This is a genomic window from Butyrivibrio sp. ob235 (assembly GCF_900109475.1).
GTDB lineage: Bacteria > Bacillota > Clostridia > Lachnospirales > Lachnospiraceae > Butyrivibrio.
In genome coordinates this window covers 76,852-94,950 of sequence record NZ_FOBE01000004.1, presented here as the reverse complement: position 1 = coordinate 94,950, position 18,099 = coordinate 76,852, and the positions used below count along the sequence as shown (strand labels likewise).

Below are 18,099 nucleotides of genomic sequence, written 5' to 3'. Positions count from 1 at the left end.
TACATAGAAACCGGTTCACATCGTTTACGGAGTTACCCATTTTGACGAAACGGTCTCATCATTGCCTATAGTTATCAGCAGATACTTACCCCTGTTCTTTTTTGAGGATCCGTATGGCTCTACTGTGCTTTTTGCCATTGTCGGATCTACAAAGGTTTTGTTTTCCGCATCATACACCACTTGTGTGATGAGATCATTTTGCATATATTCGAGACGCGCCTCGTGCTCAGCTGTAATAACCAGCTGTTCATCCACATCCTCAAGTGCGCTTTCGGTACTACGGCCGAGCTTTATAAAAACGATTATTGCTATCAGACAGACAGCAATAACAGCGACCAGCACCACCATTCTCGATATTCCTCTTTGATTTTTAATTATATCCATATAAAAATACCTTTAATCTATGGAAATCCTAAAAACACAAAGCTTATGTTATGCCTTTATATTCAAAATGATTATGTGAATTTAATTAATAGACACTTCACCATCAGCACCGCATGAAACGGACCAACTTCCCGAAGTCTTCGCGCCGGGAGCAGTAATGCCGCTTGGCCATGCAATGTCTGACTGCCAGCCGTCTTTTTTCTGCTGTACAGGCATAGTTTTTGCAGCTACAGGATTTCCCGTCTCGAGATACTCAGCGACGACCTCTGCATAAAGAGCTCTTATATTCGCTGCATCCGTAGCTTCTCTTGCTTTCTCCAGCTGATTGGTAAATGTAGGAATTGCGATTGCAACCAGAACTGCTATAATAGCAACTACAATCAGAAGTTCAGCTAGTGTGAATCCCTTTCTCTGTCTAAGTCTCTCCCTCATCTGTCTAATCATTTCAGTTCTCCTTCTCATAAGTGGATAAAACAATGAAATAATATTTCAGTATAATTATTTTACGCCTATGCATTCCCCGATTCAAGAAAACTTGGGCTTATTTTTCTAAAAATCCTATAAATTCTCGAAATTGTTTAGCAAAAAAGTATAATTATTCTCATTCTCATAAATTTTAATAAGTATATTTATGCATAAAAAATCCGGCAGCCGCTTAACCGGCTGCCGGAACTTTTTCTTCTAAAAGTTATGTCTGATGAAGTATTACTGAGCTGCTTTTCTTGCATCGAGCATAGGCTGATACTTTTCTGTATCAAAAGCTACAAGATCGTCAAATCCAAGACCTGTCAGCTGGTTGACCATCTCATCCCACTGTGCATCGAAATCAGCATCATCCTTTGCGAATACCATTCTCCAGGAAGAATCCTTGATAACATCGCCGCACTGCTTACGGATAAGGCTGATGTCTGTAGTATCGATTGCAAGAGCGATATTGATTGAAGGAACTACTGTCATCATACCATTGTTCTTGAGATACTCAACATCGTCAGCTGCGCCAAACTTCTCTGACCACTCCTTGGTTGTCTTTGTCTGGTTCATCTCGATTGTTGTTGACCACATATCAGAAGCATAAGGCTCGCCTGTCTCAGGGTTAACATCACAGGATGCTACGATCCACTGGTTGATCTGGTTGTTACCGTCGTTCCAGTTTCCGCCGCCCATTTCCTCGGGAACGAGTACTTCTGCTGAGAATCTGTTAAGACCATCCTCTGTAAGTGTGTACTTGCCATCTTCGATTGTGTAAGTAAGACCTTCTGTACCTGCATGCTGGATCTGAACACCCTCGGGTGAAGCATACCAGTCAAGGAACTCCATAAGTCTGTCAAAGTTCTCGTCAGAAACCTGAGAACCTACGCAGAGAACACGTCCATCACCATAGTAGGTGTCAGATGCCTGGTAAAGGTTTGTGTCTGCTACAGGAATCTCAACATAGTTGGTTCCCTCTTCGCCTCTTGCAGGGCTGTTCCAGAAGCCATACTGCCAGCTGTACCAGTAGAGGTAAACTCTCTTATCCTGCATCTTGGAAACGATTGAGTTCCAGTCCTGAGTTGCGGAATCAGGATCAACAAGTCCCATCTGATTTGCCTGATAGAAGAACTTAAGCATCTTGTAGTAAGCGCCATCCTTATCTGTGATAGGAGCTATGCTGTTGTCTGTACCGATAAGTACGGAACCGTTAACTTCCTGTCCATACCACTTTGTAAGCTGAGCAACGTTCTCCATGTACTGAGAATCCCAATCCTTCCACATGCTGATTGCATATGCGGGATCGCCGTTCTCGTTTGTCGGATGAGCATCCTGGATCTTCTTTAAGCAATCAAGAAGGTCATCAAGATTCTTAAGCTCGGGAGCACCAACTTCGTTGTACATATCCCATCCCATACGAGGGTAAGAATAAACGTGAAGCTGCTTGTAATCTGTAGGTCCATTGTTGTTCATTTCAAGCGGGATACAATAAATCTTGGATCCGTCGCCAACCTGTGAGTTGAAGTCTTTGATCTGCTTCTCATACTTCATAAGGTTAGGATACTTTGAAAGTGCATCTGTAAGGTCATGGATAAGTCCTGACTCTACGCACTCTGCTGCATCTGCGTTATCAAGAATGATGAGATCACCAAGTGCTCCAGCTGCACATCTTGTCTGATAAAGAGCAGCTCCGTCACCTGATACCTGAGGTGCGATGATGTTAAGATCCATGTTGAACTTGTCCTTAACGATCTTGCCGTACCATCCGGGCTGAACACCCTGGAAGTTAGCTGCTACATTGTAGAAGTCTACAGTGTAGGTCTCGTCATGGTTTGCTGCGGGAGCTGCTTCAGCAGTATCGCCTGCCTCTGTGCTCTCACCTGCATCAGTAGCCTCAGCAGCGTCTGAGCCGCCTGCTTCTGTGCTTGTCTCTGCGCCGCCTGCACTGCCGGTATCTGTGCTACCGCCTGTGCTTCCACCGCCGCATCCGGCGAGCATACTTACTGTAAGCATTGCAGTAAGTGCCAGAGATGAAAGTTTTTTCAGTTTCATAATTTTTTCCTCCTTCACTTTTTTCATAAAGTTTTATCTATACCCCCATGGGAGATATTTTCGAAACCCTCATCCGTCAGCTTCGCTGACACCTTCTCCCAAAGGGAGAAGGCATATTACATTAGCCCTTCACAGCTCCTATCATAATTCCCTTTACAAAGTATTTCTGGAAGATCGGGTATACGAGCATGATCGGAAGTACTACGATAACTGTAATTGTCATACGCACACTGGTTGTGGTCTGTGCAGTAGCTGCAGCAGCTGCAAGTGATGCTGTACTCGATGTGCTCTGAGCCAGCGATGCAAGTGAGCTCGCCTGATTCAGGTACTGATAGAGCACAAACTGCAAAGGATACAGCTTGGTATCTGTCATAAGGAGCAGGGTATCCTGGAATGCGTTCCACTGACTTACTGCAGAGAAAATCGCAACCGTTGCCATAATGGGCTTGATTACAGGAATAATGACTCTGAAGAATACCGTGAGCACTCCTGCGCCATCCATCTCAGCTGCTTCCTGAAGTTCCTTCGGAACCGACTCAACAAAGGTCTTTGTAAGAATCAGATTAAAGGGCGATACAATCGCGGGAAGGATGTATCCGAGGAAGTTATTTGTAAGGTGCATCTGCTTCATAACAAGGTACCAGGGTATGATACCTGCATTGAAATACATAGTAGCAACCACAAATCTGTACCAGAATTTTCTGGCCCACATTTTTTCCTGGGTGAACATAAATCCCAGAAAAGCAGAAGCAAAAACAGTAAGGCCGGTACCGAGAACTGTTCTCATAAGCGAAATCTTGAAAGCCTGAGGCAGTCCTTCAATTCTGAATGCGGATATGTAGTTGTGGAAGTGAATGCTCTGTGGAAGGAAAAGTACATCACCTCTCGCACTTATATCATTCGCACTTATTGTATTGATTACGATGTAGTAAAAAGGATACAGGCAAAGGAATGCAGCTATTGCAAAAATTATGTAGCATACAATCTCTACCGCTCTGTCTCCGGCACTTACATGCATCTTACTCTTCTGCTGAGGAATTTCTTTCTTTTTATCTGTCATCTTATTCACCAATCCTGTCATTGTATGTGTGATAGCCATCTTCCACCTCCGATCACAGGATGCTCTCGCCGCGAATTGTCTTGGAAGCTCTGTTAACTATGAAAAGAAGCACAAGGCTGACAAGACTCTTCAGCATACTGATTGCAACCGATACGGAGTAGCCACCACTACCCATTGCCATGTTATACACGTACAGGTCGAGAACCTGGATGTAATCCTTGTTAAATGCGTTCTGGAATACGTAGTACTGCTCCATTCCGTTATTCAGGAAGTTTGCAACGTTCAGAACCAGAAGAACAAAGTATGTCGGTAACAGACTCGGGATTGTAATATGCCAGATAATCTGCATTCTGGTCGCACCATCAACTCTTGCGGCCTGAATCATCTCATCGTCAATACTTGAAATCGCTGCGATGTACATAATTGCCGCCCAGCCCAGGTTTTTCCAGGTAAGCCATAACCACTGCGTGAACCACACATGCTCTGATGACTGAAGGAAAAGTATCGGAGTACTGATGACACCCATTTTCATAAGAAGGGAATTCATCATACCTGTACTGTTAAATAATGAAAATGCGATGGAATATACCATAACCCAGCTGACAAAGTTAGGAAGTGTTGTGACTGTCTGTACAAACTTTCTGAACTTCACGCCCCTGATCTCATTGAGAAATACTGCGAACAGCATGGGGAGCCAGCTTGTTCCGAGCGTAAGTCCGCTCATTGCAAAGGTATTTTTCAGAACCTGAATGATCTGTTTGATCTTTACATCACTGCTTACAAGAGATTTAAACCACTTAAAGCCTACAAACGCACTGTTTGCCAAAGTCTTCGGCGGTTTGTAATCATAGAATGCGTAGAGCCATCCATACAGCGGGTAATAACAAAAGAGCATAACCAGCACTATAAACGGCAGCACCATCAAAAATAACTTTAATGAATAAGCTTTTTTCTTAGTCAACTTGCACCTCCACCCAAATCATCTTCTACATACAGATTTTCTTATTTCCATCGAACACGGTATCCTTACAACCTTAGGCTCCGCAGGTAATTCTTCAGGCTGATCATTCTCAAGCATATCTATCAGCAAATCTGCGCTTATCCTTCCTATCTCCGCAAGCGGGAGTGTCGTAGTTGTAAGCGGCGGATAGAAGTATTCCGAAATACTCTCGTTATCAAAACCGGCAACTGCAATCTCTTTTCCTATCTGAAGTCCGCACTCGATAAGATAATCATAAATTCCACCGGTCATCTTATCTGAAATACCAAAAAATGCTGTCACTCCCTGAGGAAGAAGTGTCTTAGCACCCTCGTACCCCGACTCTCTGCTCCAATCTCCGTAATACACAAGATTAGGATCAAAGAGAATGCCGTTTTCAAAAAGTGCTCTCTGATATCCCAAAAGTCTCTGAGCTGTGTGTATATTCTCAGCCCTTCCTCCAACGAATCCGATGCGCTTATGTCCGTTCTTTACAAGGTAAGATGTTACTTCATAGGCGCTTTTCTCATCCTCGATAACCACCGACGGGATTGCCGGTGAATTCGACAGTGAGTAGCACATGACTGTAGGAAGATTAAAATTTTCGTTGTAAAAATTGATAATTCTTGTATGTCCCGCAAGGTAAATCACGCCTTCAGCCCTGGCCGAAAGAACATCCTGCAACACCGGATCCAGAACAGAATGATAATCTTTATCCTGGTCATACCAGGTATCCTGCCATCTGTCATAGAGACGAAGGTTATGAACGTATACATGGTAATCATGTTTTTCACACTGTTCCATTATGCTCTCAATTATCGGGGGAGACGTGAACTGTGCTATATCCTCGGTAACAATCGAGATTATTTTCGTACGATTGGTCCGGAGTCCTTTTGCCATGTAGTTTGGTTTATAACCTGTTTCCTCGATAACCTGTAAGATACGCTTCCTGGTTGCTTCACTCGTCTTCGCTTTACCGTTTATAACATTTGATACCGTGGCCGCCGAAACATTGCATATTTCTGCGACTTCTTTGAGAGTTACCATTTGAGCTCCAGTCAATATTGTTTGGGTTATTTGACGAAAACTTTTTAAGTAAATCGTTTAACTACAGGATAATTTTATTAACTTTTTTAACTTATGTCAACTACAACATTTGGTAATATGTATAAAATTATTGCTCTTTTTCATAATTTGTTGTGCATATTATTGACAATCCGCTCTGTTAATCGTAACATGAAAAAAATTAAGTTTAACGTTTAATCAAACACATTATTGGAGGAAAAAGGAATGATTTATTATGTTGACGCATCCGCTTTCCGCGACGGCGATGGAAGCGAAAAAAGGCCCTTCAGACATATAAACGATGCAGCAAAGATTGCTGTAGCAGGAGATGAGATACTTGTCAAACCCGGTATCTACAGAGAGCAGGTCATCCCTCAGAACAAAGGAGAAAAGGATGCCCGGATTACTTATCGCTCCACCGAGCCTCTGGGAGCAGTGATCACCGGTGCTGAACCGCTTACAGGCTGGAAGAAGGTAAAGGGAAATGTCTGGAGCGCAAGAATAAATAATGCTATTTTCGGGAACTATAACCCCTATATAGAGAGGGTTTACGGGGACTGGTATTTTTCACCGAAGATCCGTCATACAGGCTCCATTTTCCTTAATGACGTAATGATGCACGAGACAGACTCTCTAAAGGAGTGCGAGAAAGCCGAAGCCAATCCCTTTGCCTGGAATCAGGAGGAGGCATCATTTCTCTGGTACACAGAGCAGGATGGCGATGATACAGTTATCTATGCCAATTTTCATAAGCTTGATCCCAATAAGGAAAAGACTGAAATCGTTGTAAGAAGAAACTGCTTCATGCCTGACAAAAATCATGTGGATTATATAACCGTCAGCGGATTTAATATCAACAAAGCAGCTACCACCTGGGCTCCGCCTGCAGCTTACCAGGATGGTATGATAGGCCCTCACTGGAGTAAGGGCTGGATAATCGAGGATTGCGAGATCTGGGGAAGCAGATGCTGCGGTATCTCTCTCGGAAAATATCTCGATCCCGAAAACGACATGTACTTCACCAAGAATCATGTAAAGAGTCCCACTCAGATGGAGCGCGACGCCGTTTGCCGCGGTCAGTTCCACGGATGGCTCAAGGAAAAAATCGGTCACCATATCATAAGACGCTGCCACATTCACCACTGCGAACAGACCGGTATCGTCGGTCGTATGGGTGGAGTATTCTCCATCATCGAGGATTGCCACATCCACCACGTATGCAATTCACAGCAGCTTGGTGGTGCGGAAACCGCAGGAATAAAGCTCCATGCTGCCATCGATGTGACTATAAGGCGAAACCATATCCACAATTGTATTATGGGTGTTTGGCTTGACTGGCAGGCTCAGGGTGCCAGAGTAACCCAGAACCTCATGCATGACAACTGCCGTCCGGAAGGTCTTGAGCAGGCTCCCGGTGCCATGTTCAACACAGATGTGTTTATTGAGGTGGGTCACGGTCCTACTCTTATTGATAACAATATCCTCCTCTCACCAGTTGCCATAACAATTCCGAGTGAAGGTATTGCTGTAATCCACAATCTGATACTTGGCGGCTTTTCACTTATTAACTCAGGTGTGGACAGTATTGTTTCAGGGCAGAGAGAGCCTCGCTACACACCTTACCACATCCGTCACCGCACCGAGGTTGCCGGCTTCATGACGATTCTCCACGGCGATGACAGAATTTACAACAACATCTTCCTGCAGCAGTACAAGATTCATGATAAAAAGAAGACCGCTGCGGATGCCGACTACGAGGCAGTTGGAACAGCACCTTTTGATATCTTCCCCACCTATGAGGACTGGATGGATCAGTTTGATTTTGAGAAACACCCCGACATGGGCGGACTTGCAGAAGCGCACTTTGGCCATCTTCCTGTTTGGATTGACGGCAACGCATACTTCGGTGGCGCCAATGTTTACAAGAAGGAAAAGAATAAGCTGGTAGATAAAAAGTCCAAAGTGTCCGTTTCAGTAGTGGAGAAAAAGGGCAGCTGGTATATTAAGTCAGACCTCTTCGGAAAGCTCGGAGATTTCTCCTGCAATATTCTTACTACCGAAGCACTCGGAAAAGCTTTTGAGCCTGAACAGTACTTTGAGAATCCGGACGGAAGCCCAATCACCTTCGACAAGGATTACTTCGGAGCACACAGAGACCCTGCTGCGATTCCGGGTCCCTTCGCAGAATTTGAAGGGAAAGAAATTAAGGTATTCTAATGTCTTCCCCTCATCCGGCGCTTCGCGCCACCTTCCCCCCAAGGGGAAGGCGAGGAAATTATTGCTCCCCAAGGAGAATGCGAGAAAAATATTGCCTTCCCCCTCTGGGGAAGGTGTCAGCGAAGCTGACGGATGAGGGTTTAAAAGAGGCTGCCACACCTGTGACAGCCTCTTTTTTAAATCCATCAATTATATCTTTGTCTATACAGCTAAATGCAGTAATTGGGTTGCAATTGTGAAGTATGCAAGAAGTGAGATCGCATCCACAATTGTTGTGATCATAGGTGACGCCATTACTGCGGGGTCGAAGCCAAGCTTGTCTGCACACATAGGAAGAAGACAACCTATACTCTTTGCAATAATTACTACAATAACAAGTGTCAGGCAGACAACTGCAGCTACAGGGATTGCAAGTCTGTCTATGACAAGTAGCTTAACAAAGTTTGCAACTGAAAGCGTAACGCCGCAAAGTACCGCAACTCTTGCTTCCTTCCACCAAACCTTGAAGAGGTCCGCAAATTCTATCTCTCCAAGCGACAAGCTACGAATAATTGATACGCTCGCCTGCGAACCGGCGTTACCGCCCGTATCCATCAGCATAGGGATATATGCTGTAAGTACCACATAAGCGGATAACGCATCCGAGAACTTTGTAATTATAGCTCCCGTGAAGGTTGCACTTATCATCAAAAACAGAAGCCATGGCATTCTGTTTTTATATACATCCAAAATACCGATACGCGAATATGGCTTATCGGAAGGGATGATAGCTGCCATCTTCTCGATATCCTCGGTAGCCTCTTCTTCAATGATGTCGACAACGTCATCGATGGTGATGATACCGATCATTCTGTTCTCGTTATCAACCACGGGCATCACTGTGAAGTCGTACTTCTTGAACATGTTGGCAGCTTCTTCCTGGTCAGTCATAGTGTTAATACTAATGACATGGGTATTCATGATGTCACCGATTTTTTCATCGCCGTCCTTAATGAGCAGATAGCGAAGGGCTACGGTACCGACCAGTATCCTCTGATTTGTAACAACGTAACAGGTATTTACTGTCTCTGAATCAAGACCGATTTTCTTAATTCTGGCAATAGCCTGTTCAACCGTCATGTATTCCTTGAGGTCAACATACTCCACTGTCATTATGGAGCCCGCGGAATCCTCAGGGTATCTGAGCAGATGGTTTATATCCGCTCTTGTATCAGGTCTTGCGTTCGCAAGAATCTTCTTTACAATACTTGCAGGCATCTCTTCCAAAAGGTCTGTCGCATCATCGGCCATCAGGTTATCGATGATGTTGCCGGCTTCCTTATCGGACAGAGATTGAATAATGTACTGCTGATCCTCAATTTCGAGGTTGGCAAATACGTCCGCAGCCATGTCCTTTGGCAGGATGCGGAACATTTTTAATGAGTCTTCATTTTCCATGTCGTCCATGATAGCAGCGATATCCGCAGTATTCATCTCAGCAAAAGTCTGACGAAGCTTGGTATACTGCTTGCTCTCAAGGAGTTCACGGATTACGTCAATGATTGTATTTTCTTCCATGGGAATCTCCTTTCGGTGTGGTTTTTATTAAGTTTGTACTTCGAGGCAGAGGATTATCGCTACTTACATGTTTAATCTTCTTCATAAAACCACCACCTTTCCTTTGGAGATTTCCCGAATTTGCGGGATTTGTCTTTAAGAAACTTTTAGAACAACCTTTAGTTTATCACATTTTCATCAAAAATTGATATGCCTTATATAAAAAAACATAAAATCGCATCTTTCTTTACCCCTCATCCGGCGCTACGCGCCACCTTCCCCCAAAAAGGGGAAGGCAATATTATTTCTAGATAAACAGGCGCCCCGGACATATATGTGGATTTAAACCGATTCTTGCGTTCTTTGCAATGAGGTTTAAAAACACATATATGTCCGGGGCGCCGTACTCATTCGATTATTACATGGATTCGTGGCAAGTTCTGTTAATTACGTCCATCTGCTGCTCACGAGTGAGGTCGATGAACTTAACTGCGTAACCTGATACACGGATTGTGAAGTTAGCATACTCAGGCTTTTCAGGATGCTCCATAGCGTCCTTGAGCTTCTCAACACCAAATACGTTAACGTTGAGGTGGTGTGCTCCCTGATCGAAGTAACCGTCCATTACGTTTACAAGTCTGTCCGCACGCTCATCGTCGTCGTGACCAAGTGCACCGGGATTGATGGTCTGTGTATTTGAGATACCATCAAGCGCATACTCGTAAGGAAGCTTTGCTACTGAGTTAAGTGAAGCAAGGAGTCCGCTCTGCTCTGCGCCGTAAGCCGGGTTAGCACCGGGTGCAAAAGGAGCAAATGCAGGTCTTCCATCCGGAAGAGCACCTGTAGCCTTACCGTAAACAACGTTTGAAGTAATTGTAAGGATAGATGTTGTAGGCTCTGAGTTTCTGTATGTGTGGTTCTTCTTAACCTTCTTGAGGAAAGTCTTGAGGAGCCATACAGCGATCTCGTCTGCTCTCTCATCGTCGTTACCGTACTTCGGGAAATCTCCCTCGATCTTGTAATCTACAACAAGACCTGACTCATCTCTTACAGTCTTAACCTTTGCATACTTGATAGCGCAAAGTGAGTCAACTACGTGTGAGAAGCCTGCGATACCTGTAGCGAATGTACGACGTACATCTGTATCGATAAGAGCCATCTCAGCTGCTTCATAATAGTACTTATCATGCATATACTGGATAAGATTGAGGATATTTACATAGAGGCTTGCAAGCCAATCCATCATCTTATCGTACTTCTTCATAACCTCATCATAATCAAGGTACTCAGATGTGATAGGTGCATATTCAGGACCTACCTGCATGTGGTTACCCTGCTTGTCAAGGAACTTCTCATCCTTACCGCCGTTGATAGCGTAAAGAAGACACTTAGCAAGGTTAGCTCTTGCTCCGAAGAACTGCATCTCCTTACCTGTCTGAGTAGCTGATACACAGCAGCAAATGCTGTAATCATCACCCCATACAGGGCGCATAACATCATCGTTCTCGTACTGGATAGAAGATGTTGTAACTGAAATCTTAGCAGCATACTTCTTGAAGTTCTTGGGAAGTCTGCTTGAATAGAGAACTGTAAGGTTGGGCTCAGGTGAAGGTCCCATGTTCTCAAGTGTGTGAAGGAATCTGTAGTCGTTCTTTGTAACCATGTGACGACCGTCCATTCCCAGTCCGCCAACCTCAAGTGTTGCCCAAACCGGATCTCCTGAGAAGAGCTGGTTGTAGCTGGGGATACGAGCAAACTTAACCATACGGCACTTCATAACAAGATGGTCGATAAGCTCCTGAGCCTCAGACTCAGTAAGTGTACCCTCCTTAAGGTCTCTCTCAATATAAATATCAAGGAATGTAGAAACACGTCCAACTGACATTGCAGCACCGTTCTGTGTCTTGATAGCTGCAAGGTATCCGAAGTATAGCCACTGAACTGCTTCTCTTGCATTGTTAGCAGGCTGTGAAATATCGAATCCGTAAACAGCTGCCATCTCCTTCATTCCGCGAAGAGCTCTCATTTGCTCTGCGATCTCTTCTCTCTGACGGATAACATCATCAGTCATAACGCCGCATCCGCAAAGTGAGAAGTCTTCCTTCTTCTGCTCGATAAGGAAGTCGATACCGTAAAGTGCCACTCTTCTGTAGTCACCGACGATACGTCCGCGGCCGTATGTATCCGGAAGTCCTGTAACGATGTGGCTGTGACGAGCTGCCATCATCTCAGGTGTATATGCATCAAAAACTGCCTGATTGTGTGTCTTGTGATACTCAGTAAAAATCTTGTGGAATTTCTCATTTACCTTGAAGCCATAGGTATCAGCAGCCTGCTCAGCCATTTTGATACCGCCGTAAGGCATGAATGCTCTCTTAAGAGGCTTGTCAGTCTGAAGACCTACAACAGTCTCAAGATCCTTCATGGACTCGTCGATATAGCCGGGGCCATATGCTGTAAGACCTGATACAACCTCTGTCTCGCACTCGAGAACGCCGCCATTAGCACGCTCCTCTTTCTGCAATTCCTGAAGTCTGCCCCAGAGCTTATCTGTAGCCTCTGTAGCGTCAGCAAGGAAGCTCTCGTCTCCCTCATACATTGTATAGTTATTCTGGATAAAGTCTCTTAAGTTAACTTCGTCAGTCCACTTATTGCCTTTAAATCCTCTCCACTGTTCTCTCATAATATCTGCTCCTCTCTTTCTTGAAAACCGATACCACCCTCGAAATCTATTGCAAGTTGCAAAAGCAACATAATAGGAAAGAATTGCATGCCAAAATCAAAACCACTATATATTGTGTATTATAAATCATAAACCACAATATGTATATTTAAACTTTGACACCCGATTGGTATTTTTACACATACCGTTATATATTTCAACCTAAAACCGCGAAAAAAAGCCAAAGTTGATAACTTTTGTCAACTTTGGCAATTTTTTAACATATATTGTATTTCTATTGTGTATTTTTATCCCCTCATCCGGCGCTTCGCGCCACCTGTCTCCGCTCCGCTCCGGTCCGCGCAAAGCCGACGTCCCCCGGACGTCGTGCGCCCCCAAGGGGAAGGCGTAGATCATTCTCTTAGAATTCTAACCGCGTTCTCGACACGATCGGGGCTTGGCGCTTCCACGCCTTCAAGCTGATAAGGGATTCCCAGTTCTTCCCATTTATACTGTCCAAGAGAATGGTACGGAAGAACATCTACTCTCTTAACATTTGTAAGCGTATCAAGGAATTCTCTCGTTCTTTTCAGATAATCGTCATTATCCGTGATTCCCGGAACAAGCACATGTCTTATCCAGACAGGCTTACCTGTTTCCGAGAGATATCTTAGGCATTCAAGAATATTCTCATTTGGTTTTCCCGTGAGTTTTATATGCTCTTCATTATCTATGTGCTTGATATCCACCAGGAGAAGATCGGTATACTCCAAGAGCTCCTTGAACTTCGAAAAAAATGGTTCCTCTTTGGTAAACGGCTGCGCAGCAGTATCAATGCAGGTATTTATTCCTCTTGCCTTTGCCTCTTTGAAAAGCTCCAGAAGAAAATCCAGCTGTAAAAGCGGCTCACCTCCACTGACTGTGATTCCGCCCTCATCTCCCCAGTAACCTTTATAGCGCTCAGCTTTATCCAGGATTTCAGTTGCCGTCCTCAGATCATTGGATTCCGGATTCCAGGTGTCCGCATTATGGCAATACTTACATCTAAGATTGCAGCCTTTTAAAAATATGATAAAACGAACCCCCGGTCCATCAACTGAACCGAAGGTTTCTATTGAATGAATTCGTCCTTGTGTCATTACTTCTTCCAGTCTTCAACTTGAGCGCTGAGCCACTCTGCAAACTTATCCACTCCCTCACCTGTCTTGGCGCAGATAGGAATAATCTCAGCCTTAGGATTTCTCATGTGAATGTATTCCTTACATTTCTCAAGATCAAAATCAAAGTAAGGAGCAACATCGATCTTGTTAATAAGAACAACGTCGCAGATGCTGAACATAAGAGGATACTTGAGGGGCTTGTCGTGACCTTCCGGAACAGAAAGGATCATCGCATTCTTGGAAGCTCCTGTATCAAACTCTGCAGGACATACAAGATTTCCTACATTCTCTAAGATAGCCAGATCAACATCTCCCTCTACAAGGGCATCAAGGCCCTGTCTTGTCATATCAGCATCAAGATGGCACATACCGCCTGTGTGGAGCTGAATTGCTTTTACTCCGGTCTCTGCAATCTTCTTGGTATCAACATCGGAATCGATATCAGCTTCCATAACACCGATTTTATACTTGTCCTTAAGTGCATTGATTGTTGCCTTGAGAGTTGTGGTCTTTCCCGATCCCGGTGAAGACATAAGGTTCAAAAGGAAAATCCCTTTATCCTTAAGCTCTTTTCTAAGGAGATCGGCTCTCTCATCATTACTTTCAAACACGCTTCTTTTTAATTCAATAATTCTTGTACTCATTTTTATTCCTTTTATTCCTTTTCTTCTTTTACATCGTCTTCATTAACTTTTTCTTCTTTTGACTTCTCTTCTTTCGACTTCTTCGATTTTTCTTTCTTATCTTTTTTATCCTTGGATTTACTCTTATCTTTTCCGGATTCTTTGTCCTTTGACTTCTCTTTGTCCTTGGGCTTGCCGGACAGCTTATCCTTAACCTTTTCGGACAGCTTATCCTTCTTCTTGACGCCTGCTGCCGCAAGAGCCTCATCTATGATCTCTTCGTCCTCAGACTTCATGATATCCACAAGTACTGCATGGTTTTCAGCGAACGAAGGATCTATTTCATCCTCATCCTCGAAGCCCTTCTTCATAGCGGGAAGTCTGTACTTTCTCTCATATAGATCAACGGCTTTCTCAAATTCCTGATTCTTCTCTTCCTTGAGGTGTTCGATATACTCATGCGTATCAAACATTCCCTCGCTGACTTCAAGGAGACATACGGCAATATTACTGCAGTGATCCGCAATACGCTCATAGTCCGTACCCAGCTCGGACAAACTAAAGCCCATATCTATAGTACACTTTCCTTTGCGAAGACGTCTTACATGTCTCCTCTTAACTTCCATATTCAGTCCGTCAATTACCTCCTCAAGAGGCTCAACCGACTGTGCAAGCTTGAGATCCTGATTCTGGAAAGATGTAAAGGACAGGTCAACAATCTCCCTTACAGCATTGGAGAATATCCTGATCTCCTCGCTGGCCTTTGATGAAAAATGTTCCTTCTTTTCATTCATATTGCGGGCTATCTGCGCAATATTTAAAGTATGATCGCTTATTCTCTCAAAATCCGTTATGCAGTGAAGAATAATGGACAGAAGCCTTGAATCCATCTCGGCCAGATGGTGGTTATTTATCTGCATAAGATATGTACCAAGCTGATCCTCATAGCGGTCAACCTTTTCCTCAAGTCGTCTGACCTCATCCGCAACCTCAGGGTTGTAGTTCTCAAGAAGCGGTATAGCTTTTTCCAGACCCTCTCTCGCAAATTCTGCCATATCCATGGCAACCTGCTTACTCTGCTCCAATGCAAAGGGCGGATTCGTAAGGAATCGGGGATCCAACTTGGTGATTCCCTGCATCTCCTCCTGCTCCTCTCTCTCCTTGTCATCTATCGGAATAGAGGCATATGCCATCTTCACGAGAAGTCCTGCGAACGGAAGCATAAGCGGAGTAGCTACCAGGTTGATCAGCGTATGAATAGAAGCTATTCCAACCATGCCCGCTGTGCGATCCATAAACGCAAAGTGAACAAACGAATGAATAATATAGAAAATAATCATGAAGGAACCGGCTTTTATGATGTTGAAATACAAATGCATAAGAGCCGTTCTCTTACCGTTCTTGTTAGCTCCCAGTGATGACAGAATAGCTGTGATACAGGTTCCCACTTCCGCACCTACTACAACGGGAAGAGCCACGCTGTACGGAATATGCACCGACGCGGCGAGAGCCTGCATGATACCGATGGTCCCGGCGGAGCTTTGAATTACCATAGTAAAAAATACACCGACCAAAAATCCGATGAAAGGATTGCTGAAAGTCATGAGTACACTCTGGAATCCCGCATTATTTTTAAGCGGAGAAACAGCATCGGACATCATGCTCATTCCGAACATCAGCACAGAAAAGCCGATGAGAACAAGACCTATGTTGTTCTTCTTATCGCTCTTGGAAAACATATAAAGAACGATACCGATAATAGCCAAAAACGGTGTAAACGATGTGGGTTTTAACAGATTGATAAGAAAGTTATCACTGCTTATGGCATTCAAGCTGAGCAGCCATGCCGTAAATGTTGTACCAAGATTCGCACCGAGTATAACATTAACCGCTTCCTTAAGTGTCATGATTCCGGAGTTAACGAGACCGACAACCATAACCGTTGAAGCTGATGAAGACTGAACCAGTGCAGTGACTCCCACACCAAACAGATATGCAATGACAGGATGGCTTGTCACCTTACTGAGGGCCGCCTCAAGTTTACCGCCGGCCGCCTTGGTGAGCCCACCGCTCATTACATTCATACCATACATAAACAGAGCCAGTCCTCCGAGCAGCCCTGCAATTAACGAAAACAAATCCATAGAACTCATCCATACCTCCTACACATCCTGGGTACTACGTAATTTTTTATCCCTTTTCTTCAAATGTATGGTAACTGAAAAAAATTCAAATAGCAAGCACCATTCTTATATATTTACCAAACTGAGCCCTTGACGGAGCCACTTTTACCCCATCATGGTACTCCTCCCCATATATGTTCTCTTCTATATCAACCTCTTCTTTTTTCTCAAAGCCGAGCTTTTCGCAAAGATGTATGGAAACCAGATTTTCAGCCTTCACAAAAGCAATTATCCTTTCAAACAAAAGAACTTCCCTTCCGTATTTCAGGATTGCCTCGCACACTTCATAAGCATAGCCCTGCCTCTGATAATCCGTACCAATAAGGAAGCCCAGCTCCACGTCGTCAAAGCCGTTCCTGACACTGAAACCCGCTCTGCCTATTATTTTGCCGTCTTCCTTTCTGACAACAGTCCAGGTTCCGAATCCCAATAGGCCGTATACCTTTTCTATATAATCCGCCTGATATTTCTTTTCGTCCTCGGGATTTTTGAAAAGTCCCTCCATATATCTTGTCATCTCCGGATCGGCATATATCTCATAAAAGGCGTCCACATCCTCAACTGTGGTCTCCCTGATTATGCATCTCTTCGTTTCGAGTATTGTCCACGGAATACGCGCATATCTCTGATAGGCCTTCTCATAGGAATCAAAGCCGACTTCATCAATATCCGTAAACACATATTTTAAGCCCGGAAAACCTTCACCGGGATTCTCCTCATGCTGCAAACCCACAACATAGGCTCCGCTTCCAAGGAGTATCTCCGAGAGTTCCGAGGAATCCGACAAAAACAGGATATCCTTAAGGGAATGCTCTGAATCGTTTTCCATTATTCCGAGAAGAAGCCCCTCCTTTGTCATTATCTCAGGCTCAGGATATACTATCTGGCAGCGAATCCCCTCACCCTCAAGATAATCAGCGGCGCCTCTTATCTTCTCGCTTATACTTACATCTGTATGATATTTTAAGCAAAAAATGATTTCCCTAAGCAACTTTTCTATACCTCATCTATATTGTATAATTAATCGCACATTTCTACCACGAAAAACCAAAAAGGAGAGAAAAATGGCTGATACAAAAAATCCTATCGTAACTATTACCATGAAAGGCGGCGATGTGATCAAAGCCGAGCTTTATCCTGAAATTGCCCCCAACACAGTAAATAATTTCATTTCACTTATTAACCACAATTTCTATGATGGTGTTATCTTCCACCGCGTGATCAAAGGTTTCATGCTTCAGGGCGGAGATCCCGAAGGAACAGGTATGGGCGGCCCGGGTTACTCTATCAAGGGTGAATTTTCACAGAACGGCTTTAAGAATGATCTTCTTCATACAGAAGGTGTTCTTTCCATGGCGCGTACACAGATACCTGATTCCGCAGGCTCACAGTTTTTTATCATGCACAAGAACGCTCCTCACCTGGACGGCGCATATGCTGCATTCGGAAAAGTTATCGAGGGAATGGATGTCGTAAACAAGATTGCCGAGACCGAGACTGACTGGATGGACAGACCTACAACAGATCAGGTTATGGAAAAAGTAACAGTTGAAACCTTTGGTGTGGATTATCCTGAACCGGAGACATTATAAAGACCCCATAAAAGGGAGGAAGCCAAGGAAACTTTTGTTTCCTTGGCTTATTATGAAAAAGTTATTTTTTAATTGGTATTGCCTTTCTTCATCTGACATCTTTAGTATACATAAAAGA

The 18,099-nt window shown here is 44.0% G+C and carries 14 protein-coding genes; 2 read left to right on the top strand and 12 right to left on the bottom strand.

Features of this window, described 5'->3' with window-relative positions; genetic code table 11:
• Positions 1–24: 24 nt before the first annotated feature.
• From BMW61_RS05405 to BMW61_RS05380, 6 genes are all read right to left on the bottom strand, one after another.
• Positions 25–384 carry a hypothetical protein gene (locus BMW61_RS05405; RefSeq protein ID WP_139176218.1) on the bottom strand — a complete coding sequence of 120 codons (360 nt, stop codon included), beginning with the start codon at positions 382–384 and terminating at the stop codon, positions 25–27.
• An 81-nt stretch (positions 385–465) separates the two neighbouring features.
• A complete protein-coding gene (locus BMW61_RS05400) occupies positions 466–828 on the bottom strand; it encodes a competence type IV pilus major pilin ComGC (protein ID WP_022761116.1) in 363 nt (120 codons plus the stop codon).
• A gap of 261 nt (positions 829–1,089) precedes the next feature.
• Positions 1,090–2,904 carry a type 2 periplasmic-binding domain-containing protein gene (locus BMW61_RS05395; RefSeq protein WP_022761115.1) on the bottom strand — a complete coding sequence of 605 codons (1,815 nt, stop codon included), beginning with the start codon at positions 2,902–2,904 and terminating at the stop codon, positions 1,090–1,092.
• A 121-nt stretch (positions 2,905–3,025) separates the two neighbouring features.
• A complete protein-coding gene (locus BMW61_RS05390) occupies positions 3,026–3,964 on the bottom strand; it encodes a carbohydrate ABC transporter permease (protein WP_207650175.1) in 939 nt (312 codons plus the stop codon).
• 52 nt (positions 3,965–4,016) lie between these two features.
• Complete coding sequence (locus tag BMW61_RS05385) at positions 4,017–4,925, bottom strand: ABC transporter permease subunit (protein WP_022761113.1); 909 nt, start codon at positions 4,923–4,925, stop codon at positions 4,017–4,019.
• Between the two features lie 18 nt (positions 4,926–4,943).
• Positions 4,944–5,990, bottom strand: coding sequence for a LacI family DNA-binding transcriptional regulator (locus BMW61_RS05380; protein WP_091820226.1), 1,047 nt, complete (start codon positions 5,988–5,990; stop codon positions 4,944–4,946).
• Between the two features lie 243 nt (positions 5,991–6,233).
• Here BMW61_RS05380 and BMW61_RS05375 point away from each other — a divergent pair, with 243 nt between their 5' ends.
• Positions 6,234–8,225 carry a right-handed parallel beta-helix repeat-containing protein gene (locus BMW61_RS05375; RefSeq protein ID WP_091820224.1) on the top strand — a complete coding sequence of 664 codons (1,992 nt, stop codon included), beginning with the start codon at positions 6,234–6,236 and terminating at the stop codon, positions 8,223–8,225.
• A gap of 201 nt (positions 8,226–8,426) precedes the next feature.
• On the opposite strand, the gene mgtE is transcribed toward BMW61_RS05375, so the two are convergent.
• The 6 genes from mgtE to BMW61_RS05345 all read right to left on the bottom strand — a co-directional run bounded on the left by mgtE (position 8,427) and on the right by BMW61_RS05345 (position 17,380).
• A complete protein-coding gene (gene mgtE / locus BMW61_RS05370) occupies positions 8,427–9,782 on the bottom strand; it encodes a magnesium transporter (RefSeq protein WP_026498528.1) in 1,356 nt (451 codons plus the stop codon).
• A 397-nt stretch (positions 9,783–10,179) separates the two neighbouring features.
• The gene (gene pflB / locus BMW61_RS05365; protein WP_026498527.1) at positions 10,180–12,444 is read right to left on the bottom strand and encodes a formate C-acetyltransferase; all 2,265 of its coding nucleotides are present in this window, start codon (positions 12,442–12,444) and stop codon (positions 10,180–10,182) included.
• Positions 12,445–12,836: 392 nt separating this feature from the next.
• Positions 12,837–13,562: a pyruvate formate-lyase-activating protein gene (pflA, locus tag BMW61_RS05360; protein WP_091820223.1), complete on the bottom strand. Its 726-nt coding sequence runs from the start codon at positions 13,560–13,562 to the stop codon at positions 12,837–12,839.
• Positions 13,562–14,227, bottom strand: coding sequence for a hydrogenase nickel incorporation protein HypB (gene hypB, locus BMW61_RS05355; protein WP_022761106.1), 666 nt, complete (start codon positions 14,225–14,227; stop codon positions 13,562–13,564). The genes pflA and hypB overlap by 1 nt, the downstream gene beginning before the upstream one ends.
• Positions 14,228–14,238: 11 nt before the next feature.
• Positions 14,239–16,359 (bottom strand): Na/Pi cotransporter family protein, encoded by a 2,121-nt coding sequence (locus tag BMW61_RS05350; RefSeq protein WP_330388409.1) that lies wholly within the window; start codon positions 16,357–16,359, stop codon positions 14,239–14,241.
• 76 nt (positions 16,360–16,435) lie between these two features.
• Complete coding sequence (locus BMW61_RS05345; RefSeq protein ID WP_091820221.1) at positions 16,436–17,380, bottom strand: GNAT family N-acetyltransferase; 945 nt, start codon at positions 17,378–17,380, stop codon at positions 16,436–16,438.
• Positions 17,381–17,453: 73 nt separating this feature from the next.
• Between BMW61_RS05345 and BMW61_RS05340 the strand changes: the two genes are divergently transcribed.
• The gene (locus tag BMW61_RS05340) at positions 17,454–17,981 is read left to right on the top strand and encodes a peptidylprolyl isomerase (RefSeq protein WP_022761103.1); all 528 of its coding nucleotides are present in this window, start codon (positions 17,454–17,456) and stop codon (positions 17,979–17,981) included.
• Positions 17,982–18,099 lie beyond the last annotated feature (118 nt).